This window comes from Kaistia sp. MMO-174, from assembly GCF_037147815.1.
In the GTDB taxonomy this organism is placed as follows: Bacteria; Pseudomonadota; Alphaproteobacteria; order Rhizobiales; family Kaistiaceae; genus Kaistia; species Kaistia nematophila.
In genome coordinates this window covers 1278707-1302124 of record NZ_JBBCUO010000001.1, presented here as the reverse complement: position 1 = coordinate 1302124, position 23418 = coordinate 1278707, and the positions used below count along the sequence as shown (strand labels likewise).

The following is a 23418-nucleotide window of genomic DNA, read 5'->3' as shown; positions in this document are numbered from 1 at the left end:
TTTGTCGGATGGCAGGGTGTAGATCTGGTCATTCTGGGCACCGTTGAACGTCCCGAAGAAGAAGATGATCGGGTAGTAGCCCTTCCACTCGTAGGTGAAATCGATGTCGGTGTAGACGTTGTCCGTGGGGCTGTCGGCCGCGCCCTTCCGGCTCGAGGCGGGCGCATAGGTCTTGTTGATGACCGAGAAGTCGTCGTCGGAACTGAAGACCATCTGCGCCTTCGAACAGGTCTCGACGTTGAAGCCGGGCCGCGAGACGTAGAGACCGTACTCACTGCCCCGCTTGCCCATCATCATCCGCGCCAGCGGGTGCGGATCGTCGCCGACGATGTCCAGATCGCGCGCCGGGATCTTGAAGACGATGGCGCAGAGGTAATGGTTGAAGCGAAACTGCCCCGACTGAGAATAGATCACCACCCGGTCGTTGTAGGCCTCATAGGTGAGCGATCCCGCTCCTGGCGCCAGCGGGCCGATATCCTCGCGCCACCAGATCGTGCTGCCGTCCGGGCTGGATAGAAACACCTTCACGCACGGGACATAGGGAAGCGCCGGGAAGAAGATCTGCAGCGGGCTCGAATTGTCCGGTCCAGGGCTCTGGCTTGCATTGATGCCAATGATCCTGCGGCTGGCGACCGCATGAATGTTGCCGGCGAAGGGCCAGGCCGTGTCGAAATCGAGCCTGTCGCGTGTCAGGCTCGGATCGGATGCATCGAAGCCGGGCTTTGAAACGCGAGCCCGCCAATCGCCCGGCGACAGCTGGCCCGCAAACAGGCGAGGAGTGGCGACCATCAGGGCTCCGTGAAGATCATGGCGTCGTTGCGCAGATCGAGCTGGACGACGCTGTTCGAGGACTTGATCACCACGCCGCTCATGTAGACGACGCCATCGACGATCGCGAACGGAACGACATTGGTGGCACCGTTACCGATCGAGAACTTGTCGACCTGGAACATGCAGCGCGACACGCCACCGACGATGTCGAGCACCATGCCGGCCTCTTTCCAGTTCGGCGTCCCGACCGAGCCGGCATTCAGGAAGATCTGGAACCGCACGTCGACGCCTGTCGGCGCCGCCGTCGCCGCGAACTTCACGAAGCCGCCGGCCGACATCTGGTCGGCCTTGACGTTGACCGCGGTGGTCTGGTCGGCGATCGCCGTGTCGCCAGCGATGTAGGCCTGCGTCACCTGCTGGATGGCAGCGACCAGGTCGCCGCGGATCGCCGCGCGCTGGATGTAGTCGGCGCCGACATTTTCTGCCCCGTCGAGCGCGATCCGGTCTATCACCTCGTCCAGTTGCCGCTGCAGTTCCTGCATCGAACCGCGAGCGTCACCCGTCATCAGCGAAAGCTCGTAGGCCTGCTGCTGCGTCATGCCTTCGGCCACATCCGGCGTCAGGACGTTCAGCCATCCCGACCAGGCGGTGTCGCGAGGCGATGCGGGACGATAGCGGCCACGCGCCTGATACTGCGTCCGGCCCAGAATGTTCTGCGAGATCAGGATTGCGCCGGCGTCATAGCGGTCCGTCTCGCTCTGCAAGATGACGGTGCCGTCGACGGCAAGGCGGATCTCGAACTGCACGCCATCGACGTCATCGACGTTCGGGTCCCAGGCGAGGCGGATGCCGGCACGCTGGCTACCCTCATCACCATTGATCGTCACCGGCGTCGCCGACCAGTCGATGATGATCTGCGCCGCTGGCGGCAGGTTGAGCGTCGGCGCGATGACGATCGGCGTGAGGGCGCCGGGGTTGTAGTCGCTCGGATCCACCTCGGTCAGCGTCCAGCCGCTGTTCAGGTTCGGCAGATCCTGCACGGCGTCGATGCGCCAGAGCTTGCCGGAATAACGATTGCGGTCGCTCGACCAGGCGACGAAGTCGTTCGGCTCGAAGATCGAGCAATAGGACGGCATCGGGAGGTTGTGGCGACGGAATCGGCGCGATTCATCGCGGGCCGCCTTCATGAGCCGTTGCACCTGCGTGCCGGAGAAGACGAGCGCATAGTCGACATCGACCGCCTGGCGCCGGCCACCATCATCCGCCTCGAGCGTGAGCGAATAGAGCGGCGGCGCATCCTTCTGCACCCAGCCTTCGCCGGGCTCGACATACTTGGCCGTGACCGCATTCACCGCCTGGTCGAGCGACGGGAACGGCTCCAGCGTCTGCTTGTCGGTCGAGAGGATGTCCCCATCGGTGAAGGCGAAGATGGCGGAGCCGGCTGCGCCAACATGCGGCTTATAGATGCCGCCGACCTCTGCCAGACGACCGTTGCAGGCCTTCATCAACTCGGCGAGCACGTCGGCCGGAAGCGCCTCGAGCGAGATCTCGCCGGCTGCGCGGAACTGCCTCTCCGTACCCGAACCGATCGCCGCCACCAGACGGTCGCACTCATTCGCGGCGGCCGTCCAGGTCGACAGCGGCAGTTGCGGCGACGCGACTGTCTGGCCGCCGAAGAGCCATTTGCCGGCGAAGCGGATGCCGCGGATGATGTTGTAGGCGATCACGACCGGGTTATCGGGCGAGCCGGTCCAGGTCGACGGGTCGGTCCAACGCTGCGCGCCGTCGCCACCGGCCGAACTGTCCGCGCGCCAGTCATAGAGCGGGATGCCATCGACGACGAACTTGTACTGCGGCAGGCCCGACCAGAGCTTGTCATTGAGGCGGGCCGTCATCACGACATAGGCCACACCCGTGCCGATGCGCGTGTTGAGGTAGGGGTGCGCAGAGCCGGCGAATTTCTCGACCATCAGCGTGTCGGCCGCCGTCTGCCGGCCGTCATAGAACCGCACCATCAGGTGGTTCTTGTCGTCGTTGCGATATTCCGGAATCGCGATGCCGATTCCGCCCGGCGTGGCGTTCGGATCCCATGTGACCTTCTCGCCGCCGACCCAGATTTCCGCCAGCCCCTGAACCGGCAGGTCAGAAAGCGCAATCACCATCGAGAGATAGGCGTTCGGGGTGTTGTCGACTTCGCCCCAGGTGCCGGCATAGACCAGTTTGCCCGCCGTCATGGCGCGGCCAAGGATGAAGCTGCGCGGCACGGCGCCGCCGCTCTGCAGCTTGCCCGACATGCCGCCGACGCCCTGCTGCGGCTTCTTGCCGAACAGCGTCTGCGACAGGTAGGAGAGCCCCAGGCCGACGGCGAGGTTGATGCCGGCGGCGACGACGGATGCGAGCGTTCCGGTCAGGCCGATGAAGCCGGCAATCGCAGCACCGATCGGCAGGGCCTGGGCAGGCTCGATCGCGCCGGCGAAGAACACCAGCGCGGTGAAGATCAGCATGATGAAACGCATGTCAGGGAACCCGGAACGCCTTGGTCACCATGGAGCGGTCGACGCTGCCGAGCCCGTCCGGCCGCAGCACGGTCACACGCGGTCCGCCATAGACGCCGAGCGACCAGCCTTCGGCCGTCTCGATCGCGGCGATGTCGCCGACGCCGGCACGAACCGGGTGGATTTCTTCGAAGAAGCCCGCGACGACATCCGGAAGATCCTGGAAGCCGGCACGACGGATCGCCTTCATGGCGCCGGCCGCATCGTCATACCCACCGCGGAAGCCGAGGCCGAGATCATGCCCGGTCATCGCCTTGACGCAGTCGGCCGCGAACAGCGCGCAGTCGCGCTCGCCCCAGCGGAAGGGGGCGCGGCGGGTCGTCTCGATCACCTCATGCAGGGCCGGCCGCCAGTCGTCGCGGCGCTGGATGGTCATGTCTGCTTCACCTTTGCCTGCTTCTTGCCCCAGAACAGCGTCCAGTCACCGGCGACGCCGGTATCGCGATAGAAGTCATCCGTCGAACTGCGCAGGATCTGGCTCTCATGCGAAGCGACGTCGGGGTTCTTGCGGCGCAGTTCCTGCGTCGTGGACGTGCAGGAGAGCGTGACGGTCGAAGCACCGCCCTCGGCCGCCGTCTCGATCGGCGCGGTATCGACCTGGCCGAGGAAGCGACAACGTGCCGGCGCCACCTGCAGCATGGTGACGGGATCGAGGTAGACGCGGTGGATCTCGATCGGCGCATTGCGCACGTCATAGGTCCGCACCGCCTCCTGGACGTCGTCATCGATCGCCGCCAGCACGACCTCAACCTCACGCACCGAGATGTCGGAGATCAGCGGGATCTCGCCAACGCTGATCAGGGCGTCGCCGATGAAGCTCCGCGCCTCGGTTGCCCCGGTGCGCGGGTTGATGACATTGAAGGCGCCCGGCCCGGCATCCATCCAGAAGCCGAGCGGCACGGGGTTGCCGGTGAGCCGATCCTTCACGGTGAGAGAAATCAGCGTGCGCGCGACGACGGTGCCGGCCTGGATCGCGGCGAGTTCGGCAGGATCAACGTCACGCATCAGACCACCTGCACCGCTTGCAGGTTGATCGAACCGAGCATGCCCTGCGCATTGCCATTGAACGATCCCGGCACCAGCCGCATTTCGGCGGTCGGACGCTTCAGCGTCACGTCGGCGTTTGTCGCGGCCCCGGTCCGCAGGTTGGGCACCACCTCGAATTCCGGCGTGACGCCGCCACCGTTCGCAGCCGCCGATACGGAGGAGATCCGGTGAAAGGCGCGACGTCCGCCGAAGTCGAAGCAAAGGGGATCACCGCGCGACACCACATAGCCGGGCGGGAGCCCCTTCAGCGACAAGCTCCGATTGTCGGCACCGAGGCTGTTGATCTTGACGGCGCTGGCGCCAAGACCGGAACCGTCCGGGTCGAGCTCCGGAAAAGGCCGGCGCGGATCCCAGGCGTAGAAGCTGCCCTTCGAGCCCCCGATCTGGTCGATCAGCGTCTCGACATTGAGCAACTGGTCGAGGGTCAGCGTCGAGCACTCGGCCTCCATGGTCCAGAGCGGCGAACGCAGGTCGGCGACACGAATAGTGCCGCCGGCCTGGCCCGACGTTTCCTGCCCGTAGCTCAGGCCGAATTTGACGCTTGCGACGACGAGCGCCGCCATAAGGTCGGTGTTCGCCATCAACCGCGCCCCTGAAACTGGCCGCGGACCTGCGCCTTGGTAACGAGGCCCGGCAGATCCGCGCGGAGCTTTCGATCTCGCCGATCGAGTTCCGACTGGAGCCGGGCGAGCGTGTCCTTATCGGCCCCGCCCTGCACGGTGATTGTCGTCGACGGGGCGAAGGTGATGACGTTGCCGCCGCCCCCGCCATTGCCAACGGCCTCGACGCCGAGCCTCCCCCCAGCCAGGCGGCGCAACGGCATGACCGCCTCGAAATCCTTCTCTCCCATGACGCCAGTTCGACCACCGGACATCGGGAAGGGTGTCGGCCGGGTGACGATGCCGCCGTTTGCGAACGGGATCACGTTGCCGCCAGAGAACGCCGCGCCGTTGGCGAACAGGCCTCCCGTGATGGCGCCACCGCCGCCGAGCACGCCGGAGAGCTGTCCGAACAGGCCGCTGATCAGCTGGTCGGTCGCCATCTCGATCAGCTTATCCGCGAGGCGGTTCAGCGAGTTGCCGAGCGCCTCGAGGATCGACTGACCGTCGCGCAGACCCGAGATGAAGCTGGACGCGAAATCCATCGCCATATCCTTGCCGATAGCCAGCTGTTCGTTGAGGCGGATCATCTGCGCCTCGGTCGAGTTCATGTCCTCCGGCAGGCCAGCGCCGCGCAGCGTTGCCGCCACCGTCTGATCGATCGCCGAGCGGCCAAGCTGGCGCCGATCGAAGAGCAGATCCTGCTGCAGGCGAGCCTTCGCCACCTGCTCCGCCAAGGCCGCATATTCGTCGGCCAGCTTCTCGATCTCCTTGCGCATCGGCTCGGAGACCTTGCGCCCCTTGTCGGTGGCGCTGGCCAGCAGTTCCTGCCGCATGCGGTACTTCTCCGCCGCGGCATCGGCCATGCCGACCGTCTCGATCTCGACATGCAGCTGGTCGATGCGGTCCTGCGCGTTCTTGACCAGATCGCGATAGGCGTTCGCCTCGCGCTCGGCCGCCTTGCCGGCGGCGGCGCCGTAGCTGCCGTCCGGGTTGGCGGCGAGATAGTTCGGCTTCGAACGCGGCAGCGGCACCTTGCTGTCGGCGATACGCTGGCGGGCAGATTCGGCCGCACTGATCGCGGCGGCTCGATCGGCAGCGCTAGCTGTGCTGCCCAGCGCTGTATCGAGCGCCCGGTCCACCTGCTCAAGGTCTGAGAGCTGCGGCAGGGCGATCTGCGAGATCGTCTTGAGGGCATTGGCGTAGTTGTCGAGGCTGACCTGGTTGCGCCGGGCCGCCGAACCGGCAGAGTCGAAGCCGCCAGTCAGCCCAAGGAGCGAGCCCTGCGCCTGATTGGCCGTGTCGGTGATTTCCATCAGCTTCTTGACGGATTTGCCGAGCGCCTCGTTGGTCGGGTCCAGATTGGCGAGGTTGGCCACCTCGGAGCGCAGCCTGCGAACGTCCGGCTGGCCGGAGCGCACGCTTTCGAAGAACCGGTTTAGCGGCGCCTCGAGCGCCTTGAACTGCTCGGCGAGCGCGAAGCCGCCGCCGCTCGCACCGCGGGCGAGGTCACCAAAGCCATATCGCAGGGCCTCAGAAGCCTTTTTCATCTGATCCTGAAGATCGTTCTGCTGGATGCGCGCAAGCACCTCGGCGACGTTGCGCCCCTCCGCCGCGAACGCCTCCAGCTTGGGAGCGGCATCGCCATAGCTCGCCTTCAGCGTCTGGATCACGGACTGGTGGCGCTTCAGCACGGACTCGAGGCTTTCGGAATCGCCGCGCATCTTCCTGAAGATCAGGCTGGCCGCGTAGCCGCCCGCAGCCAGCGCCGCCATGCCGAGCGTCACCGGCGTGATCATCGACGCCAGGCCCTGGAAGGTGCCGACGAGCGCAGTGCGGATGCCACGGCTGCCGAAGATCTGCGAGACCTGGCCGCTCTGCTGCGCCAGGATCATGAAGGGCGACTGCCCGGTCGCGAGGCCGGTGGCGATATCGTTCAGCTGGTAGGTGAGGTTTGTCACCTCGTGTGCGGCCAGCTTGCTGCTGCCGCTCATCCTGGTCAGCGAGCCGACCGCGTCATCATAGCGGCCGCGCGCCATCGCCTGCGCCTGCGCCAGCTCGCCGGCGGAGATCGCACCAGCGTCGGCGAGCCGGGAATACTGCGTCAGTTCGCTGTTGAGCTGGTCGAGCGCCGCACCGAGCGGATTGATCTGGGCGCGTAGCTGCGCGGCCTCGCGCGCCATCTGCTGCTCGGCGCGCGCGGCATCCTCGAACACAGCGGCGCTGTCGCGGGCAGACTTGCCACCGGGCGCAAAACTCGCCGAGAGATCCTGATTGAAGTTCTGGCCGGTCTGCTGCGCCATCAGCGCGGCAATCTCAGCCCTTCTGGCGTTCGTCGCGGCTAGCGTCGCATCCATTCGGGCATACTTCGCCGTCAGCCTCTCGACCGCCTCGGCTGCCGCCTGAGTATCGATGACGCCCTGCTCGAGCGCAGCATTGATTATCCGCTGGCCCTTTTCCATCTGCACTTGGGCACGATAGTCCAAATCAATCGACTGGCGCAGCCGGTCATAGGCGCCGGCCGAAGACGTCACCTTCTTGGCGACGGTATCGGTGGCGACACCAAGCGGACCGGCCGAGGCCGCCACCTGCTTCTGCGCCGTGTCGACCAGGCGCAGATCCGCCGCGACCTTGTCGAGGCCCTCCGAGTTGCCACGGACCGACAGTCGCCGGATGGTTTCAAGCGTTGCCATTGTGAGGCTGGTCTTTCCGGGCTTTCTCGCGCTCGCGCTCGAGGTGGTCGAGATAGGTGCTGTCCATCGCCCGGATCAGGGCATGGAAGCGCTCGAAGCTGTCGGCATCATCGAGCCGATGGCGGATGGCGAAACGGTCTATCGCCGTCCAAGGGATGGGTCCGGTCGCAAAGCCGACCGGGCGATCCGTAGTCAGGCACCAGAAGGCATCCCAGACGAAGCGTGTCGCCTCGTCGGGATCCTCGCGTGTCGCCAGGAACGGCAGGTCGCCGAGCGGCAGTCCACTCTCATCTGCCGCAGCCGCGATCCGTTCGGCATGCGCCCCCCACTGGAGATGCCAGTTGAGGGCGCCCGTCAGTTTCCCGCGTCGTCGTCGAGATCGGACTTGCGCCGCTCGGAGACGGCGCCGGCCGCCCAGATCACGCCGTCGCTGAACGCTCGCATGTCGGGATCGGAGAGGATCGCCAGCACATTCTCGCGAGTGAAGGCCAGAGGCTTGCCGTCATCGGCCTCGACCTTCTCCCAGCCCTCGAGCAGGGTCTCGACGATCAGGGTGTTCAGGATCTTATCCTGCTCCGCCGGCTCCTTGCGAAGGTGGCGCGGCAGCGCGGCGGAAAGCTCCGACTGGCGCCGGCGATAGTCGTCGTTGCCGAGACCACGCACACGCAGGCGGATGTCGCCTAGGCCGGGGATGTCGCCGACCCAATCGCCATGCTCGAGCCTGGCGGAATCGATCTTGAGATTTGCGAGTTTCATCGTGAGGGTCCGGGTTGAACAGAGGGAGGGAAGCGGCGCCGTCCTACGGCAGGAACCAGAAGCGGCCGATGCTCATGGTGAAGCCCTTCACGGCGTCCATGATCGCGTTGAAGCCGGCCGACAGCATCACGTCGGCATTCTTGCCGGAGACGCCCGGCGAGCCGCTCGAGAGCTTGATCGACGGGAAATCGAACAGCAGCGCTTCCTTGTTGCCGTCCTGGCGGCCGAGACGCAGGTCGAAGGAGGTCAGCGTGTTGTTGATGACCTTCTGGTAGACCGTGGCGTCGCCGAAATAGGTCTCGAGCGTACCGGTCACCGAGAATTCGCCATTGCCGATGCCGACCGCGCCGAGATGGGCGACGGCGTCCTGGCGGCGAAGATTGTTGTTCACCTCGAACTGCGCCGACATGACGAAGTTCGGGCCGGAGAGAGCCGCGCCGTCGAAGCCGAGGCGACCGACATTCGACGATGTGTTGAGCACCGGATAGGTCGGCGCCGGAACGTCTGTGACGCCAGCGAACCGCACCGATGCGACCTCGGCGTCGGCGCCGATGTAGGACTTAGTATAGGCGGCAGGCTTCTTGGCCGGCGCGTTGACCGACAGCCGGTCGAGCGTCTGACCACGCAGATACTCGTAGGTCACCGGCGAATGGTCGAGATACTGCCGCTCGATCGTGTTCGAGCGCTTCGTCGAGCCGTTCACCAGGAAGTCGCCGGCATAGATCTCGATCGACTTGCCGGTACCGGCGTCGGCCGCAAAGCCTGCCGGCACATTCTCCAGCGACAGCCGGTTCGCTCCGATCGCCGCGATCCGAGCCCAGCCATTCGCGCCGGCCGTCGCGAAGAAGCTGTTCGCCGCCTTGCCGCCGATCAGGATCCACTCGCCGACATGCAAGCCGAGCGTCGTGAAGTCGAGCGCCGTCGACGCCAGCGCATTGCCGCCAGCCGTGACCGCGGAGATGTCGGCCGCCGCGCCGGCGAAACCGACGACGCGCACCGCGGCGCCGACCGGGATCGGATCCGTCTCGGCGGCGAAGGTCGCGGCCGGGAAGACGATAGTCGTGCCGGTCGACGAGGTGACCTTGGCCACCTTGTTGTTGCCCGCGGTAGGCAGTCCGGAAAGCAGTACCAGATGGTTCGCCTTGAAAGGCGAGCCGAGCCCGGCGCCGACCGTCAGCGTCGTCGCGGAGACGTCCGAGATCTCGGTGTCGGTCGTTGCGACCTCGATCGCCGGCTTGCTCGCCCAGGTGCCCTGCAGCGCTTCCTCGAAATCGTCATCCGCCGAGCGAAACGACAGCTCGCCGCCGATGTCGCCGCCGGCCTGGATGCCGACCAGGATCAGGTCGGTCACCTGGCGGTCGGGCCGGATCTCAGCTGACACTTCGGTCTGCGGGCTCGCCGAAAGGCCAGAAGAGGTCTGGCGGATACTCTTGAATGCCGGATTCGGCGGCGTGACGCCAAAGGTCGCTTCCCGGACCTTGGCGAGGGCAACGCGGTTCGTCGACTGAAGGTCGGCCATGGTACGGCTCCGTAGGGTGAGAGGTCAGCCGACGAGATCGGCCTGGTAGGGAACGGCGATCGAAAGCAGCAGGTAGTTGCCGTTGTCGGTGTCGTCCTCGATCGCGGGCGACGTCGGCGCATAGGTCGTCACGCCCATGAAGGTGTCGCTGGCGCCGAATTGCTTGCCGCGGAAGAGCCGCGCCAGCTCGTCCGTCCAGATCAGCGCCAGCAGTCGCCCATCGACAGTGCGCGGCATCGCCAGCACCAGGCGGAAAGCGCCCTCCTCCCGGAAGACGTTGCTGCCCGGCGCGCCGATGGTGATCTGGTCCGACATCGAAACCGGGTACTGAACGACGAGGAAGGCCGAGCCATCGTCCGGCGTGTCGCCGTTGTTGTCGTCAAAGCCGCGAACCGGACAATGCGTCCAGCCGTCCGCGAGCCGCGCCTCGACCGCGGCCACCACCTGTTGCAAGGGCATGTTCAGTGCGTCCTGATCTTGATCGCCGGCTGGCGGCGCAGCCACTCGCCGGGCGCCTTACGGCGGCCATGCCGACGGGCATGGCGAAGCGCGCTGGCGGTGTTGGCCCATTCGTCGATCTGGCCGGCCTGCAGCACGACATGGGTGAAGGAGATCGAGGCAAGATTGGAAAAGCGCCGCGCTGCGATGGCGGCGACGGCCTGAAAGACGCCGTCCGGTGCCTGCGAAGACAGGCCGCGCTCGATCTTGCGGGCATAGGCGACCGAGCTGACGAAGACATATTCCGATGCCGGCGGCACGGCTGCGCCCGGATCAACCACAACGCCGTCAGCGAGGAACAGGAACGACCGCGCATAGCGCCCAGAGCGGATCGGCGACGCCTGCACCAGCATCTCGCCGATCTGGGCGAAGATGTCCTGCAACATCTCGAACTCGAAGACGACGACGCCATCCGGCCGCACGGTCTCGATCGCAGCGCCGGCGCGGCCGTCGACATAGGTGTCATGCGGCGGCACCTGGCCGAGCGCCTGCAGGTTGATGCGCTGCGCCTCGGCCAGCTCGCGCCGGGCGAATGACGCCAGCTCGAGGCTGCGCGCCTCCGGTGACAACGTCTCGTCGAGCATGACGGCGATGTCGCGCTCGATCGAGTCGATCCGCGAGGCGATGGCCATCAGCCGCGGACCTGCAGGTTGATCCGCACAAGCCGATCGTCGATCAGCAGGAAATCAGCAGCCTCGACATTGCGGACCCTACCCCGGATGACGACCTTGTCGTTGCGCCTGATAGGCGCGGCGTCAAATTGCGAACCGGCAATCTGGGTTGGCGAAAGCGCAATGTTGGTATCGCCTTGGGCGATGCCGCCGACGATCTCCTCCGGCTTGTAGTCGCGCACGAAGCCTCGCGCGGTCAGGTCGTCCGTGGCCCGTCGCAGAATGACCGTCTGGCCGTGACGCGCGACCGTCCGGTCGAGCATCGCAATGGCGGCGTCGGGTGTCATCTACAGCGGCCAGCGGCGATAGTTGGAGAGCAGCGCGGACACGGCGCGCTCGACAGATCCGGAGACCTCGACGACGCCGCCAAATTGGGTCGAGCCGACACCCTCGACCGTCTCGGTGCGAACGAGCGCATCCCGGCCCGCCAGGCTGGCCGCGAGGCCGACCAGCAGAAGTATGGCGGACCGGATCTGTGCCGGCACTCGCTCCGGCGAGCCATATCCCGCGACGGCCGTAGTCACAATCCGCGACCCTGGTTTCTTCGCAGGCCACTGTCGGCCCGGGCTCAGACCAATCATCGGCGACAGCTCGTCGGCATCGACGTGATAGATATCGGCGGGGACGATCACGCTACTACCGTCGAGGTCGGTGTAAGCGATCGCCAGCAGCTCCTGGATGGGAGCCACAGGCAACGACGTCAGGTCCGAAAAATCGTCGCAGCTCATCTCGATTGTCTGGGTTACCAGGCGGACGCTGCAATGGAGCTCGACGAATTCGCGGGCCGTGGAGATATGCCGCTCGAGCTCCGACTGCCGGTTCGAAGCGGTAAGCGAAATCCCGCATTGCGCGGCAGCCTCGGTGACCGTGGCGGGCTCTTCGGCCGGCCCCTCCAGAAGCTTCGTTGCGCGCCACACGTCAGCCGCGCCGCTTGCGAGGGGAGCCGGCCTTCTCGCTCGCTTCTCCGCCGGCCTGCGGCTCGATCTCTGCCGGCAACGCGAGCGCGGGCTGCGCCGGCTCAGAAGCCCCGGAATCGGCGTCGGCGGCCGAGCCGTCACGCTCATCCGCTACGGGCGCAACTCCGGACTCGACCGCAGCCGTGGCCACTTGGCCCTCGGTCTCGGCCAGCTCCGCAGGCGTGGACGCGGCGGCGCCCTCGTCATCCAGCGCCTCACCCGCCGACGGTTCGATCTGTACCGGTTCGACATCCGCCGCCGATACGGGCCCAGGCACGGCACCGCCAGCCGTCGGCTCGACGGCCACGGCATAGGCAGCCTCGATCAGCCGGGCAGCCTGGACCTCGTCGAAGCGATCCGTTTCGTCGCCGCGGGAAAGGGCAAAGTGAGACCCTGCCAGGCTGACGAGCATCCGCACTTTCATGATGTTTCTCCTCGGGTTTCGCGGGCGGCGGAGGCCGCCCGCCTGGCTGTGCCCTGCGGCCTACGATGCGGCGGTGATGAGGTGCTTGACGGCGGCGCTGTCGCCGAGCTCGCCATCGAAGCGGATCAGGCCGGCGATGCCGAGATCGGGCCAGAAGCGCTCGCGCAGCACGCCGATCGCCGGCGCGCCGACCTTGCGGACGTAGTACTTGCCGAAGTCGCCGAACAGCATGACCTTCTTGGCGGCAGCGAGGGAATCCATCGCCTGGTTGATGCTGTAGCGGTAGCCGAGCAGCGTTCCGGGCTGGCTCTTGGAGACGTCCCCCATCTGCCAGAGATAGTTGCCCTGGCCGTCCTTCAGCTTGCGGATGGCCGCCAGCGTCAGGTCGTTGAACATGAAGCGCACCTTGGGCGACTGGCGATAGGCCGGGTCGACTGAGTGCACGAGATCGATGATCTCGTCGCCGGTGATCGCCGCGGCGGCGACCGACGTCCGGCCAAGGCTCGACGCGGCAACGACGCCGTTCGGCGAGCTCGTGCCGGTTCCGACCGAGAGCTGGCTGTTGGCGATCCGCCCGAGCCGCTCGCCGAGCAGGCTGCCGAGCAACGTCTCGACGTTGAACATCGAGTCCTGGGCCAGTTCGAACGAGAACCGCACGAAATGCGTGTCGAACACGTAGGCGTCGAGCGACTTCTGGCCGAAGGTGACATCCTTGTCGCCGGTGTCGGTGAGCGCGGCGCCCTCGGTATGCGCGGTGGCGGTGACGGCGGTATCATCGACCGTCGGGATCTTCATCGGCACACCGCTCGTCGTGCTGAAGACCGTGCAGATGTCCTCGTCATACATCGGCCCCCAGGCCTTCATCGACTTGACGATCTCGTTCGCCAGCTCGACCGGCACGGTGTAGCCGCCGGCCGAGCCGCCGCCGCCCGAAGTCGACTGGGCGCGGAATTCGGCATTGGCGACCGCGCCGGCACGCAGCACCGCCCGCTCTTCGGCGGAGAGCTCGCTGGGGTCGCCGCCATGCGCCAGGAACTTGTGAAAGATCTCGCGGTACTCGGGCTGGTCGCCCTCGTCCTGGCCGCGCGCCTCGCCTTCCGGCGGAATCGGCCGCAGCCGGGCGCGCAGTTCCTCTTGCCGCTTCTCCGCGGCCACGAGCTGCTCCTCGCGCTCGATCTGCTTCTCGAGCCGGTCGTGCTCAGCCATCGCCTTGTCATGCTGGGCTTCCAGCTCCTTGGCGCGGGCCTCGTCGGTCTCGGCGCCGATCTGGTCGAGACGCTCGCGAGCCTCGGCAACGATGATTGCCTGCTTCTCGCGCAGTTCCTTGATCCGATTAAGCATCGGTCAATCCTTTCCGAAAATGGAGGGGATTGGGCCTTGGCGCGATGCCTAGGCTTTACTCCGGATCCTGAGATCCAGGTTGGTTTTCATCCGCAGCCGGTAGGCGGCGGCCGTGAAATTCTGTCGGCGCTTTTCCTTGCGGGCACTGTCGAGCGATCGCAGCGCGATCGAGGTGCCGTCGTAGGCCGGCTCGGAGACGATCGAGACTTCGCGAAGCTCGACCTCGAGGATGGTGCGAAGCGGGATCTCGCCAGATTCGTCCCACTCCTGGCGCAGCACGACGAAGCCGAACGACATGCCGCTGATGTCGCCCCGCTCGATCAGCGTGCGGATGTCGCGCCCGTCGGAGGTATCGGGAAGATCGATCTCGACCGCGAGCCCCTTCGCGTCCTCCTGCAGACGCAACGTTCCGGCGGTGGTACGCCCGAGCACCCGGCCACGGTCATGGTCGAAATAGGCGCGGACATCCGCCTTCTGCAGGGTCTTGGTGAAGGCACCGCGCGCCAGAACTTCCTTAAAGTACCCGCCAATGTCGGCGACATCGCCGAAGGTGGCGGCGTATCCGGAGACAGTTGTCGTATCTCCTTCCGCCCTTCGCTCGACGGGTAGGACAAGCGATCGCTGTTCCGCTTCAGGCCGCGTCGTCATTCGTGTCTCCAACATCCGAGGGGGCCTCGGCCGGCGGCGCCGGACCGGACAAGACGGGCGGCGTGGCACGACGCCCCAGTTCAACGGTCGCCCCCTGCATGAACAGTTCATCCGCCGCGGAATTCCTGTGGTTGGGGCGGTTCTCGATCGCCCGCCCCTCATTCGGTGTGAGCAGGCCAGACTGAACGCCACGCGCGAGGCCTTCGATCCGGCTCTTGAAGTCGCCGCGCATAAGCGCGTCGAGATTGTGTTCGATGTAGCGCGTCGGATTGAGCCGACCGAACAGCTTCAGGTTCAGCTCGTCCTCGAGCGCCAGGGTCCACTGGCCGATCAGGTGCTTGACCAGGTGCAGGTCCTGCTGCTCGGCATTGGTGAAGGTGGCCCGCTCAAGATCCTGGAGAAACACAGGCGGCAGCTGGTAGGCGCGCGCGATCTCCACGGTCTGGAACTTACGCGCCTCGGTCATCTGCCCCTTGTCCGGATCAAAGCCGACGGGCTTGAGGTCGTGTCCCGGCGGCAGCGGAAAGACCGGCTTGGCGCTCTTCTTGGCGGCATCGATGACGCGATGAATGTCCGCCATCGCCCGCTTCAGGGCGTCCGCACCGGCCGGAAGCGGTCCCGTCAGAGCCAGCGGCGGAACACCGCCGCCGGCAAAAAACGTACTGGCATAGTCATTCATCGCCAGCGCCAACTGGATGGCCTTGGAGGCGAGATTGATCGGCCCATAATGCGATAGCTGATTGGCCCTCAGCATGAACGGGACATCGATCACGTCGCTGCCTGGATATGTCTTGCCGCCGGACTTGTAGGCAAGTTCGACACCATCACGCTGGATGGTGGTGCGGGTCGGATCGAGCAGCCACATCCCCTCAATTCCGGCGGCACCCGGGCGGCTGCGCTCAATCCAGGCGAGGCCGCGTCCACCCGTAAAAACCTGCTGCCAGAAGAACTGCCAGAACTTGAAGGCGCCCATCTGGTCGTTCGGGCTCTTGTGCACGATCGTGCCGAGCTTACCCTTGACCCGGACCGGTCCTTCGGCGGTTTCGCGGTAGGCATGCTTCGGGACGGCGGCGAGTGTCCGGGACAGAAAGGCGACGGCTGCCATGACGGCCGGCACCTTCAGCGCCGTGTCAGTCGTAACCGCGGGCAGATCGACGCCCTGCATCCCGAAGAAGCCGAGAAAGTTTTCGGCACTCACCGGAATCGTTGGGTTTTCCAGCGAAGTTCCCGAGCGTGTCTCACGCTCGACCCGAAGCCCGAGAAACCTCATGCCGACACCAGGCTGAACTCGGGATCATCCCATGGGGAGGTGATGACGCGCTTGCTCCGCAGCGTGGCGACGCCGATCGACATCGCTTTCGAGACGATGCCGTCGATACGGCCGAACGCCTTGTCCTTGGCAAACATCCGATGCCCCGTCCTGTTCTCGTGATAGACGACGGCTGCCGCACAGCTGTTCATCATCGGGTTGCGGTCGATGCGGAGGCGCTTCTCGAAGAGCGCGTTCTCTAGCTTGTTGATGCTGTCCGGCATCCAGAGGTACAGCTCCTGCTCCCCCTCGACGGCGCCCGGCTCCTTCTCGATGATCCGCTTCTGGAAGCCCTGCGGGTGGATCGTGAGCGGCAGATCGGCGCCGATTTCGTTGACGTGGTCGCGGAGCTGTTCGAGGCCGTACTGATCGCAGCCGATCTCGACGGGATGGGTCACGGCGCAGATCTTGGCGAGCGCCTCGGCAATCCAGCGATAGGAAACACGATCGCCGGCGACCGCTTCGATGAAGCCCTGCTTCTCCCAGACATCGTAAGGGGCGCCATCCTTGGCGGCGCGCCGCGCCAGCGTATCACGGGGCGTCCAGAACCATGTCTTCGATGCAAAGACTTCCTGATCCTTGGTGTTGTCGAGCACCCAGGTCAGGGTGAGTGCCGTGAAGTCGCGGACCCGCGAGAGGTCCAGGCCGCCGAAACAGGGATAGCCGGCAAGCACCAGCGCATCGACATCGACATCGCCGACGCAGGCCATCCAGGCCTCGCGCGAGAAGGCCGCCGACTCGGCGTCGGTCCATTCGCAGAAATGCAGCCGCGCGATGCCGTTGCGCTTGCCCGGGATTGCCTTTGCCTGCGCCACGACGCCGGCCAGGTAGTCGCGCGTGATTGTGACGTCGAGCAGCGGGTTTGGCTTGCCCCAGCAGGTGGGATCGTTCTCCCAGTCGTCCATCTTGTCGAGGGAGCAGACGAAGGAAAAGGTCGTGTCATCCTGGATGAGGCCGGCCGCGACGTTCACCGCGTGCTGGTGTTCCTCGAAGCAGATCGAGTTCCGGTCCGTACCGGAGTTGGTCGCCATCGCCAGCAGCGGCTGCTTGCGGAACTTGAAGCCGCGCTCGAGCAGATCGATCGTGTCGCGGTTCTTGTGCTCGTGTACTTCATCGCAGAGCGCGAAGTGCGGTCGCGGCCCCGACTGGCCGTCATCGGATGAGATCGGCTTGAAGAAGCGCCGGTCATTGCCTCGCCCTGCATAGGACAACTGCCACACGGGGTCGATGCCGTGCGACCTCACGCGCGCCTTCAGCGATGGCGACTGGTCCCGCATCGCGACAGCATCACGAAACAGGACCATGGCCTGGTCCTTCTTCGACGCAGCGGCGTAGATCTCTGCACGCGGTTCTGGATCCTTTACCAGGCCGAGCAGGCCAATGCCGGCCAGCATTGGGCTCTTGCCGTTGCCCTTGCCTTCCTCGTCGTAGAAGCGGCGAAACCGGCGCAGTTTGGTGTCGCGCCACTTCCAGCCGAAGATCGAGCCGACCCGGAAGGCTTGGCTCGGATGGAGCTCAAACGGGCGGCCCTCGAAGTCACCGCCGTTCAAGCGGAGGCGGCGCGGGAAGAACCCGATTGCGTCTTCAGCAGCTGCGACATCCCAGAACAGGCCTCGCTTCGGACCATCCTCCAGATCGGTCAGATGGCGCTTGGCGGTATTGCGGACATTCGGACCCGCAACGATACGCCCGGCCGCAACGTCCTCGGCCCATTTGGTGACGGCATCGGTCACGCGAAGTCACCGTCGCCGAAGTCGAAATCGCCCTGATCGGACGTCGCCTTAATGCCTCGCTCGGCCGCAGGCGTGAGCCCGAAATCCCGCAACAGGGTCAGCGCCTGCCGGAAGCTCTCGTTCATCTGGCCGACCTCGGGCCGCGACTTCAGCTGAGCGCCGTTGCGCGTCTGCGTCTCGTAGGTCTCGCCTTCCAATTCCATGGCTGCGCGAAGCCGCTCGTGACGAGCGATGCAGCGGCAGAGCATCACGAAGGATTCGACCATATGCGCCGCCAGCCGATTGACCGTCGGATGGCAGACGCATGGCGCCAGCCGGTCCCAGACCTTCGACACATCGCGCTCGAGGCCACGAGGCTTGAGGCTCCTCGCCTTCGCCTTGGCCGATGCTTCGAAGTCGAGCCGCCGGACGTCTTCTGTCAGCGGTACGACGTTCGAGTTCTGAGGCTTCCGTCCACGCACGATCAGTTTCCCGGATCACAGGCCACTTCTCGAAAGTGGCTTTTTGTCTCCAATTTCCGCTCGCCACACAGAATTGCCCTGAGCGGTCCGGCACCCCAGGCGCTCCAGAGCCCGTGCCACCCCTACCCCATGGGCCAGCCATCGGCATCGAGGCGACGAGGCTGGAGGCGGCGGGTGAGACGTTGGGCGGCGCGGCTGTCGAGCCAGAGGTCGGCGACGCCGATTTCGCCGCTGTCGAACATCAGCTCGAGGCGCTTCTTCACCACATCGTGGTGCCATCGGCAGCACGGCTGCCACATCGAGCTATCCCAGAACTTGGCCTGGTCGCCTCGGTGCGGCTCAACGTGATCAGTGACATCGACGGCGGTCACCTTGCCGACCGCCTTGCAGCCAAGACAGCACGGATGCTGTCGCTTGAACTGCTGCGACGCTCGATCCCAAGCGGCTGTGTAGCCGCGATGTCGGGACGAACCGCGATCGCGCTCATACACGACGTATATGCCGCGCTTGCCAGGTAGCCATACCCTAGGAAGACGAATGCCCGACCGCATCGCTGCGTGCCGGGCATAGAAATCCATCGTGGAGAGCGGGGATCCGCCTCCTGGGGGCGCCCTGCCACTCGCCGTTTCCGGTGCGACAGATCGAGCGCGCTCGTCCTGTGGCCAGCGTTAGGCCAAGAGCCGAAGCAGGTCAACCGGCACACTGACCTCCCTCACGCCTCCAAGCATGCGAACGGACACCATGGCGCGCGCCTGTCCCTGCTCAAAAGAGGCGACGCGCGCCTCGTAACCCACTAGCGGACCGGCGATAATCGTCACCGATGCATCTCTATGAATGAGATCCGGACTGGTCGCCCTGACCTGGTCGAACTCGCCGCAGTCCTGTGCATAGCGCAGCGCGTCTACCAGCTCCGACCGGGCGCGAACCGGCCGCTCGTTGTTCGTCAGGATGCCGCCGACGCCATCGACCTGGAGCAGCTGGTACCAGCGCGGGCAGGCCTCTATCGCGACGAACATATAGCCAGGGAAAACGGCCACCTGCACTTCGCGCTCGGCCTTCACATGCCGAGGCTTGATCCACTTCTTGCCCAGCGGCAGGTAGACCTCGAAGCCCGCTCTCAGCAGCCTGTCCCGCGTCGCCATCTCACGACGCGGGACAGTGTAGACGACGTACCAATCGAACTCGCCTGCCATCAAAGACCTACTTTCAGAATCATCAGCCGGCCCTCGTCACAGTCTGAGCAAGATCGGACGGCCACTGGCTCGGCACCTTGATGAACGGCATCCGCAGGTCGTTGGCGTTGAAGCGGAACAACGAATCCTGCGCCATGCGATCCGCCCAGGCATGGAACTCCGCCGTCTGATTGCCGGCAGCGTCCCGCACGGCAATGGTCACCAGAGCCGCAACTTCGTCCTGTTTCGGGACCGCGTTGGCCGACACGCCGATGCCTTGCCGCGCCTGCCCCCCGAGCGGAAAGGCCTGCTCGAACATGAACTTCACGCGCTCGCCGGCCTTCCACCGCCGCCAGAACACGGCCCACCACAGATCGGTCCCGGGCTCGATCGGCAGCGGCACGCCAGCCGGCGACACGCCGCCGGTTTTAGAGGCGAGATCCAGCCATTTCCGTTCTTCGATGAACGTGAAGAAGCGGCAATGAGCCCTGTCGATGCGCAGCTTAGCGATGAAGACCGGCACGGCCGCGCTCGCAGCGACTCGATCCGCCGCCGACAGCCGCAGCCAGCTGCCATGGGAACGGACGATGTTGTCGGTGTCCTGTTTCGGCCACTGTCGAAACTGAGACATGAACGCTTCGTCGGCCCGCGCAACTTCGGCCAAGGCCGCTCGCTCGGCGCCGGCATCGAGCTTCCTGCGAATTTCCGATCCCGATCCAAGCGGCGCGCGCGCCTCTCTCTCCAAGTCGTTATTAGAAGGGATCGTTCTATTGGATGCCGGTTCTGGACCGGCATCCCCATGCCGGTTCTGGGGCGGCATGGGGGATGCCGGTATACCGGCATGGGGGGAAGCCGGATCGATAGTAACGTCGTCCTCGTCATCATCGGAATCATCAAGACTATTGATGAATTCGGCCGGCCGCTTGTCGTCGAGCAGAACGCGATATTCATGCGAACGCTTGCCATTGTTCGGATGGAAGCGCTCCTGTTGCTGGACATACCCGCACTCGACGAGGATCGCGATCGCCGCCTGGACGGTCGAGCGTGCGCACTGCAACTGCTCGGCCATCTTCACCTGGCTGCGCGAACACCAGCCGCCGCGATCCGTGTGGCGACCGAGCATGCAGAGCACTTGCAGGGCCTTGCCCTTCAAGCGCGGATCCGTGGCGGCCTCGCCATGGATGATCGAATAGCGCGGCCCGCTCATGCCACGCCTCCCGGCGGTCGCGGCCGATCTAGGCCGAGTCTTTCCGCATGTCGCGCGATGCCGTGGACAACAGAAGAATGATCGCGCTCGAGGAAGCGGCCGATCTGCGGCAGCGACAGTTTCGTCTCCTTGGCGGCGCGATACATGATCTCATGGCGCGCCCGCACCAAGGCAGGGTTCCGCCGGTGCGAGAACAGCTCATTCTCGTTGAGGCCATCACGCAGCATCACCGCGGCGGCAATCGACAGCAGATGTTCCATGTCGACGTCCGACGCCTTCCTCCGCGACGGCCGCGCGGCCACCACCTTGGCGGCACGCTCCCGCCGGCGGGCGACTGCCGCCGGCGCCAACAGAGGCGGCGGCTCGTCCCGCCGCACAGCAGTCGCCCCGGCCGCGATCTGGCCGCGCAGGCGCGCCACGGCGGCGCGCGCGGCGCCATCGGGCGGGTTCGCGCCATGGTGGATCAACAGCAGCGACAGGGATCGTCGGCAGGCCTCGATCCGCTGCCCGCGCGACATGGCGAGGTCTTCAGGTGTTGCGTGGTTCATGCCACCGCCTCCGGCGCTTCCAGCCCCCAGACGTCCCATCCCGGCCGCGCGCGGCGGGCGTTCAGCTCTATCTTGGGGAGGTTCGGGTAATAGGCTTCGATCATCTCGGCGAAGATCTCCGGCTTCGCCGAATGCTCGCCGACGGGCGCCTCGATCACCGAGGGCCATTGCTCGCCCATCGCCGGCGCAGGGATGTCGCCCCGCGTGCCGACGAGCAGCAGCTCGTGCTTGTTGCGGTTCCAGAAGCCGGTGCTGATCCGGTCCTTTAGCCAGATGAACTGCGCCTTGTAGGTGAAGCCCCAATGCTCCATGACGCGCAGCGCAGCCTTGATCATCGGCGCGGTCGCCCAGAGGAACAGCACCGAATCCTTCGCCGCGATGTCGCCGACCGGGCGCGCCACGATGTCGTTGGTCGGCGAGGTCGGATAGTGGTTGTCGGCCGCGCGATCCATGCCCGTCTCGCGGCTATAGACCTCGAACTGCCATTCCGGGTCGGCGTAGATCACGCCGAAGCGCTTTTCCGGCAACGCGCGCTGGCGAACTGCCAGTGCCGCCTCGCGACCGGCGCGCTTTGCCTTCTTCTCCGCCGTCTTTCGGTCGCGAAACTGGCGCGCCACGGCCGCGAAGGCGCGCGGATCGACGCTCTCGACCAAACGCTTTTGCTGGTCGATCGGCAAGGATGCGATGTCGGCCGCTGCTGAAACAGAGACGCGCCCGCCCTCGACGGCGCGGACCAGTTCGGCCGAGCCATGCGCCAGCACTTCGCGCGCCGTCGTGACGCTGCGATCCGAGACGTTCGCGGCGCGCGCCGCCTCGCCCTGGCTGACCTTCCGCAAATTTGCGGAAGGTTCGGTCAGGTCCGTTCGCTCGCCTTGGCGCATCGTCGCGACGCGCGCGGCGATGATCGCGCGCTGGCTCGGCGACAACTGACGGCGATGCAGGTTTCTCGACATGACATAGGCGAGCGGGTCGCTACCGCGAAACTGGCGCGTGTGAACCGTCGCGCCGACGGCGAGCGCGGCGCGGTAGCGGTTGCGGCCGTCGAGGATGGCGCCGTCGAGCAGCTCGATCGGCTCCTGCAGCCCGTTGGCTGCGATGTCCGCCATCAGGTCGTCGAAGGCGTCGCCCTCGATCAGCGGAAACAGGTTCGCCAGCTCGTGAAACGGCAGCTGGCCGACCGGCGCCGGCACATCGCCAGGCTGCCAGGGCGCCACCGTCGTCATGCCGCCTCCGCTGGCCGCGACAACGCGGCGTTGAAGGTCGTGATCATGTCGTTTGCGCGCTGCCGCGCCTCGGCATCGAGGTAGTAGCCCCGTCCCCAGAGCGTGCCGATCGAAATGTCGTGCGGCTTCAGTTTCCTGCGGATCTTGCAGATGAAGACGTCGATGATCTTGATGGCCGGCAGTTCGCCGTCATGCAGCAGGTCATAGGCAGCATTCATCAGCTGCTCCTTGCTGCAGACATCGCGCTTCAGCAGCGCCAGGAAGACCCGCGCCTCGTGTGGCGTCAGGCCCAGACCGGGCGGCAGGTGCAGATGAAGACCGGCGTCGCGCTCGAGCGTCGCGACACGGTCCCGGAGGATCGCGTTCTCGGCCTCGAGCATGGCCACCTTTGCCGCAAGATCAGCCATTGCGCGCCTGCCGTTGTTTCGGCGTGGCGCGGAACCAGGCGATGGCCAGGGCGCGAGCCATCGGCATCTTCATGCCCTTGCGCACGGTGGATTCGGCATGAGCCTGCCACTGGCGGGCCGACTTCGAACGGATCGTTGCCGTCAGGTCGGCCGGATCGAGCGAATCCTTCCATTCCGGCTCGGTCAGCAGTGCGGTGACCGCGCCGATCTCGGCCGAGGCCAGCGGCGCGCGCTGCGCATCGATCAGGATCTTCAGCATCCGCGCCGTGAAATTGACGCCGCGCCGCTCGGTAATCGCGCGCAGCCCGGCGATCGCCATCGTGTCGCCGACCTTGAAGATTCCCTGCGCCGGCGGGCTGCGCAGGATGCGCGCGCCCGCCTTTTCGCAGGCCTGATCCATGGCCACCGCGATCTCGTCGCCCGCGGCGAGCGCGGCGTAGTAGAGCTGGTTGCTCGTCATCGCGACGCGGTTGGAATTGTGCCGGACGAAGGCCATGGCGCGCAGCGCCAGCTCGGCCGCGTCGACCACCATGACGGGAATCGCGTCGATGCCGGGATGGCTCGCCGCGGCGATCGCCGTGTGCTGCCCATCGATCACCATCAACACGCCGTCATCGCCCTCGGCGCAGACCGGCGGCTTGAACGAATCCCACGACCAGTTCCCGACGATGCGGCGGATCAGGGTGACCGACTTGTCCGCCAGCTCGCGCTGATACTTTTCCTCGACGCAGAGCGTCGTCGGATCGACCCAGCGAAATTCAGGCCGGTCGGCCACGACTTCGTTCGGCTCGACACCAGCGATCGGAATCGCCTTAATCGGCCGGAAGCCCGGAACCATGGCGGCAAGGTCGCCGCCGGACACGTCATGCTCGCTCATACG

The 23418-nt window shown here is 65.8% G+C and carries 25 protein-coding genes and 1 pseudogene; all 26 read right to left on the bottom strand.

Annotated elements, in window-relative coordinates; genetic code table 11:
• Positions 1-789, bottom strand: a pseudogene (locus tag WFK98_RS05980) (hypothetical protein); the annotation flags it as partial.
• On the bottom strand, positions 789-3287 hold the full coding sequence (locus tag WFK98_RS05975) for a phage tail protein (RefSeq protein WP_336799579.1): 2499 nt from the start codon (positions 3285-3287) through the stop codon (positions 789-791). The gene WFK98_RS05975 and the pseudogene WFK98_RS05980, both read right to left, overlap by 1 nt.
• A gap of 1 nt (position 3288) precedes the next feature.
• Positions 3289-3702 carry a DUF6950 family protein gene (locus WFK98_RS05970; RefSeq protein ID WP_336799578.1) on the bottom strand — a complete coding sequence of 138 codons (414 nt, stop codon included), beginning with the start codon at positions 3700-3702 and terminating at the stop codon, positions 3289-3291.
• Complete coding sequence (locus WFK98_RS05965) at positions 3699-4331, bottom strand: hypothetical protein (protein ID WP_336799577.1); 633 nt, start codon at positions 4329-4331, stop codon at positions 3699-3701. The genes WFK98_RS05970 and WFK98_RS05965 overlap by 4 nt, the downstream gene beginning before the upstream one ends.
• A complete protein-coding gene (locus tag WFK98_RS05960; protein ID WP_336799576.1) occupies positions 4331-4954 on the bottom strand; it encodes a hypothetical protein in 624 nt (207 codons plus the stop codon). Before WFK98_RS05960 ends, WFK98_RS05965 begins: the two co-directional genes overlap by 1 nt.
• The gene (locus tag WFK98_RS05955; RefSeq protein ID WP_336799575.1) at positions 4954-7665 is read right to left on the bottom strand and encodes a phage tail length tape measure family protein; all 2712 of its coding nucleotides are present in this window, start codon (positions 7663-7665) and stop codon (positions 4954-4956) included. The genes WFK98_RS05960 and WFK98_RS05955 overlap by 1 nt, the downstream gene beginning before the upstream one ends.
• Positions 7652-7921, bottom strand: a complete 270-nt coding sequence (locus WFK98_RS27325) for a phage tail assembly chaperone (protein WP_420909641.1) — start codon at positions 7919-7921, stop codon at positions 7652-7654. The genes WFK98_RS05955 and WFK98_RS27325 overlap by 14 nt, the downstream gene beginning before the upstream one ends.
• A gap of 98 nt (positions 7922-8019) precedes the next feature.
• Positions 8020-8421 (bottom strand): hypothetical protein, encoded by a 402-nt coding sequence (locus WFK98_RS05950; protein ID WP_266339578.1) that lies wholly within the window; start codon positions 8419-8421, stop codon positions 8020-8022.
• A 43-nt stretch (positions 8422-8464) separates the two neighbouring features.
• Positions 8465-9940 (bottom strand): phage tail tube protein, encoded by a 1476-nt coding sequence (locus tag WFK98_RS05945; protein ID WP_336799574.1) that lies wholly within the window; start codon positions 9938-9940, stop codon positions 8465-8467.
• A gap of 24 nt (positions 9941-9964) precedes the next feature.
• On the bottom strand, positions 9965-10399 hold the full coding sequence (locus tag WFK98_RS05940) for a phage tail terminator-like protein (RefSeq protein ID WP_336799573.1): 435 nt from the start codon (positions 10397-10399) through the stop codon (positions 9965-9967).
• 2 nt (positions 10400-10401) lie between these two features.
• Positions 10402-11070, bottom strand: coding sequence for a hypothetical protein (locus WFK98_RS05935; protein WP_266339575.1), 669 nt, complete (start codon positions 11068-11070; stop codon positions 10402-10404).
• Complete coding sequence (locus WFK98_RS05930; protein ID WP_336799572.1) at positions 11070-11396, bottom strand: hypothetical protein; 327 nt, start codon at positions 11394-11396, stop codon at positions 11070-11072. Before WFK98_RS05930 ends, WFK98_RS05935 begins: the two co-directional genes overlap by 1 nt.
• Entirely contained in the window at positions 11397-12026 is a 630-nt protein-coding gene (locus WFK98_RS05925; RefSeq protein ID WP_266339573.1) for a head-tail connector protein, read from the bottom strand.
• Between the two features lies 1 nt (position 12027).
• On the bottom strand, positions 12028-12489 hold the full coding sequence (locus WFK98_RS05920) for a hypothetical protein (protein WP_266339572.1): 462 nt from the start codon (positions 12487-12489) through the stop codon (positions 12028-12030).
• Between the two features lie 60 nt (positions 12490-12549).
• Positions 12550-13830, bottom strand: a complete 1281-nt coding sequence (locus tag WFK98_RS05915) for a phage major capsid protein (protein ID WP_266339571.1) — start codon at positions 13828-13830, stop codon at positions 12550-12552.
• 48 nt (positions 13831-13878) lie between these two features.
• Entirely contained in the window at positions 13879-14478 is a 600-nt protein-coding gene (locus tag WFK98_RS05910; RefSeq protein ID WP_336799571.1) for an HK97 family phage prohead protease, read from the bottom strand.
• Complete coding sequence (locus tag WFK98_RS05905; RefSeq protein ID WP_266339569.1) at positions 14462-15748, bottom strand: phage portal protein; 1287 nt, start codon at positions 15746-15748, stop codon at positions 14462-14464. Before WFK98_RS05905 ends, WFK98_RS05910 begins: the two co-directional genes overlap by 17 nt.
• Entirely contained in the window at positions 15745-17520 is a 1776-nt protein-coding gene (locus tag WFK98_RS05900; protein ID WP_336799570.1) for a terminase large subunit, read from the bottom strand. Before WFK98_RS05900 ends, WFK98_RS05905 begins: the two co-directional genes overlap by 4 nt.
• A complete protein-coding gene (locus tag WFK98_RS05895; protein ID WP_266339567.1) occupies positions 17517-17981 on the bottom strand; it encodes a P27 family phage terminase small subunit in 465 nt (154 codons plus the stop codon). The genes WFK98_RS05900 and WFK98_RS05895 overlap by 4 nt, the downstream gene beginning before the upstream one ends.
• A gap of 122 nt (positions 17982-18103) precedes the next feature.
• Positions 18104-18559: an HNH endonuclease gene (locus tag WFK98_RS05890; protein WP_266339566.1), complete on the bottom strand. Its 456-nt coding sequence runs from the start codon at positions 18557-18559 to the stop codon at positions 18104-18106.
• Positions 18560-18649: 90 nt separating this feature from the next.
• Entirely contained in the window at positions 18650-19174 is a 525-nt protein-coding gene (nusG, locus tag WFK98_RS05885) for a transcription termination/antitermination protein NusG (protein WP_336799569.1), read from the bottom strand.
• Positions 19175-19196: 22 nt separating this feature from the next.
• Positions 19197-20360 (bottom strand): helix-turn-helix domain-containing protein, encoded by a 1164-nt coding sequence (locus tag WFK98_RS05880; protein WP_336799568.1) that lies wholly within the window; start codon positions 20358-20360, stop codon positions 19197-19199.
• Positions 20357-20908 (bottom strand): helix-turn-helix domain-containing protein, encoded by a 552-nt coding sequence (locus WFK98_RS05875; RefSeq protein WP_336799567.1) that lies wholly within the window; start codon positions 20906-20908, stop codon positions 20357-20359. The genes WFK98_RS05880 and WFK98_RS05875 overlap by 4 nt, the downstream gene beginning before the upstream one ends.
• Entirely contained in the window at positions 20905-22131 is a 1227-nt protein-coding gene (locus WFK98_RS05870; protein ID WP_266339562.1) for an MT-A70 family methyltransferase, read from the bottom strand. The genes WFK98_RS05875 and WFK98_RS05870 overlap by 4 nt, the downstream gene beginning before the upstream one ends.
• Positions 22128-22538: a helix-turn-helix domain-containing protein gene (locus WFK98_RS05865; protein WP_277614290.1), complete on the bottom strand. Its 411-nt coding sequence runs from the start codon at positions 22536-22538 to the stop codon at positions 22128-22130. Before WFK98_RS05865 ends, WFK98_RS05870 begins: the two co-directional genes overlap by 4 nt.
• Positions 22531-23415 (bottom strand): DUF6551 family protein, encoded by an 885-nt coding sequence (locus WFK98_RS05860; RefSeq protein ID WP_266339561.1) that lies wholly within the window; start codon positions 23413-23415, stop codon positions 22531-22533. Before WFK98_RS05860 ends, WFK98_RS05865 begins: the two co-directional genes overlap by 8 nt.
• Between the last annotated feature and the right edge of the window lie 3 nt (positions 23416-23418).

What these genes read in the sequence shown, in the direction of transcription:
- WFK98_RS05955 (WP_336799575.1), bottom strand. Translation starts at nt 7,665, where the DNA reads ATGGCAACGCTTGAAACCATCCGGCGACTGTCGGTCCGTGGCAACTCG.
- WFK98_RS05960 (WP_336799576.1), bottom strand. Translation starts at nt 4,954, where the DNA reads ATGGCGAACACCGACCTTATGGCGGCGCTCGTCGTCGCAAGCGTCAAA.
- WFK98_RS05950 (WP_266339578.1), bottom strand. Translation starts at nt 8,421, where the DNA reads ATGAAACTCGCAAATCTCAAGATCGATTCCGCCAGGCTCGAGCATGGC.
- WFK98_RS05915 (WP_266339571.1), bottom strand. Translation starts at nt 13,830, where the DNA reads ATGCTTAATCGGATCAAGGAACTGCGCGAGAAGCAGGCAATCATCGTT.
- WFK98_RS05890 (WP_266339566.1), bottom strand. Translation starts at nt 18,559, where the DNA reads ATGGATTTCTATGCCCGGCACGCAGCGATGCGGTCGGGCATTCGTCTT.
- nusG (WP_336799569.1), bottom strand. Translation starts at nt 19,174, where the DNA reads ATGGCAGGCGAGTTCGATTGGTACGTCGTCTACACTGTCCCGCGTCGT.
- WFK98_RS05875 (WP_336799567.1), bottom strand. Translation starts at nt 20,908, where the DNA reads ATGAACCACGCAACACCTGAAGACCTCGCCATGTCGCGCGGGCAGCGG.
- WFK98_RS05905 (WP_266339569.1), bottom strand. Translation starts at nt 15,748, where the DNA reads ATGAGGTTTCTCGGGCTTCGGGTCGAGCGTGAGACACGCTCGGGAACT.
- WFK98_RS05880 (WP_336799568.1), bottom strand. Translation starts at nt 20,360, where the DNA reads ATGAGCGGGCCGCGCTATTCGATCATCCATGGCGAGGCCGCCACGGAT.
- WFK98_RS05865 (WP_277614290.1), bottom strand. Translation starts at nt 22,538, where the DNA reads ATGGCTGATCTTGCGGCAAAGGTGGCCATGCTCGAGGCCGAGAACGCG.
- WFK98_RS05965 (WP_336799577.1), bottom strand. Translation starts at nt 4,331, where the DNA reads ATGCGTGACGTTGATCCTGCCGAACTCGCCGCGATCCAGGCCGGCACC.
- WFK98_RS05910 (WP_336799571.1), bottom strand. Translation starts at nt 14,478, where the DNA reads ATGACGACGCGGCCTGAAGCGGAACAGCGATCGCTTGTCCTACCCGTC.
- WFK98_RS05945 (WP_336799574.1), bottom strand. Translation starts at nt 9,940, where the DNA reads ATGGCCGACCTTCAGTCGACGAACCGCGTTGCCCTCGCCAAGGTCCGG.
- WFK98_RS05970 (WP_336799578.1), bottom strand. Translation starts at nt 3,702, where the DNA reads ATGACCATCCAGCGCCGCGACGACTGGCGGCCGGCCCTGCATGAGGTG.
- WFK98_RS05975 (WP_336799579.1), bottom strand. Translation starts at nt 3,287, where the DNA reads ATGCGTTTCATCATGCTGATCTTCACCGCGCTGGTGTTCTTCGCCGGC.
- WFK98_RS05935 (WP_266339575.1), bottom strand. Translation starts at nt 11,070, where the DNA reads ATGGCCATCGCCTCGCGGATCGACTCGATCGAGCGCGACATCGCCGTC.
- WFK98_RS05930 (WP_336799572.1), bottom strand. Translation starts at nt 11,396, where the DNA reads ATGACACCCGACGCCGCCATTGCGATGCTCGACCGGACGGTCGCGCGT.
- WFK98_RS05870 (WP_266339562.1), bottom strand. Translation starts at nt 22,131, where the DNA reads ATGACGACGGTGGCGCCCTGGCAGCCTGGCGATGTGCCGGCGCCGGTC.
- WFK98_RS05860 (WP_266339561.1), bottom strand. Translation starts at nt 23,415, where the DNA reads ATGAGCGAGCATGACGTGTCCGGCGGCGACCTTGCCGCCATGGTTCCG.
- WFK98_RS05920 (WP_266339572.1), bottom strand. Translation starts at nt 12,489, where the DNA reads ATGAAAGTGCGGATGCTCGTCAGCCTGGCAGGGTCTCACTTTGCCCTT.
- WFK98_RS05940 (WP_336799573.1), bottom strand. Translation starts at nt 10,399, where the DNA reads ATGCCCTTGCAACAGGTGGTGGCCGCGGTCGAGGCGCGGCTCGCGGAC.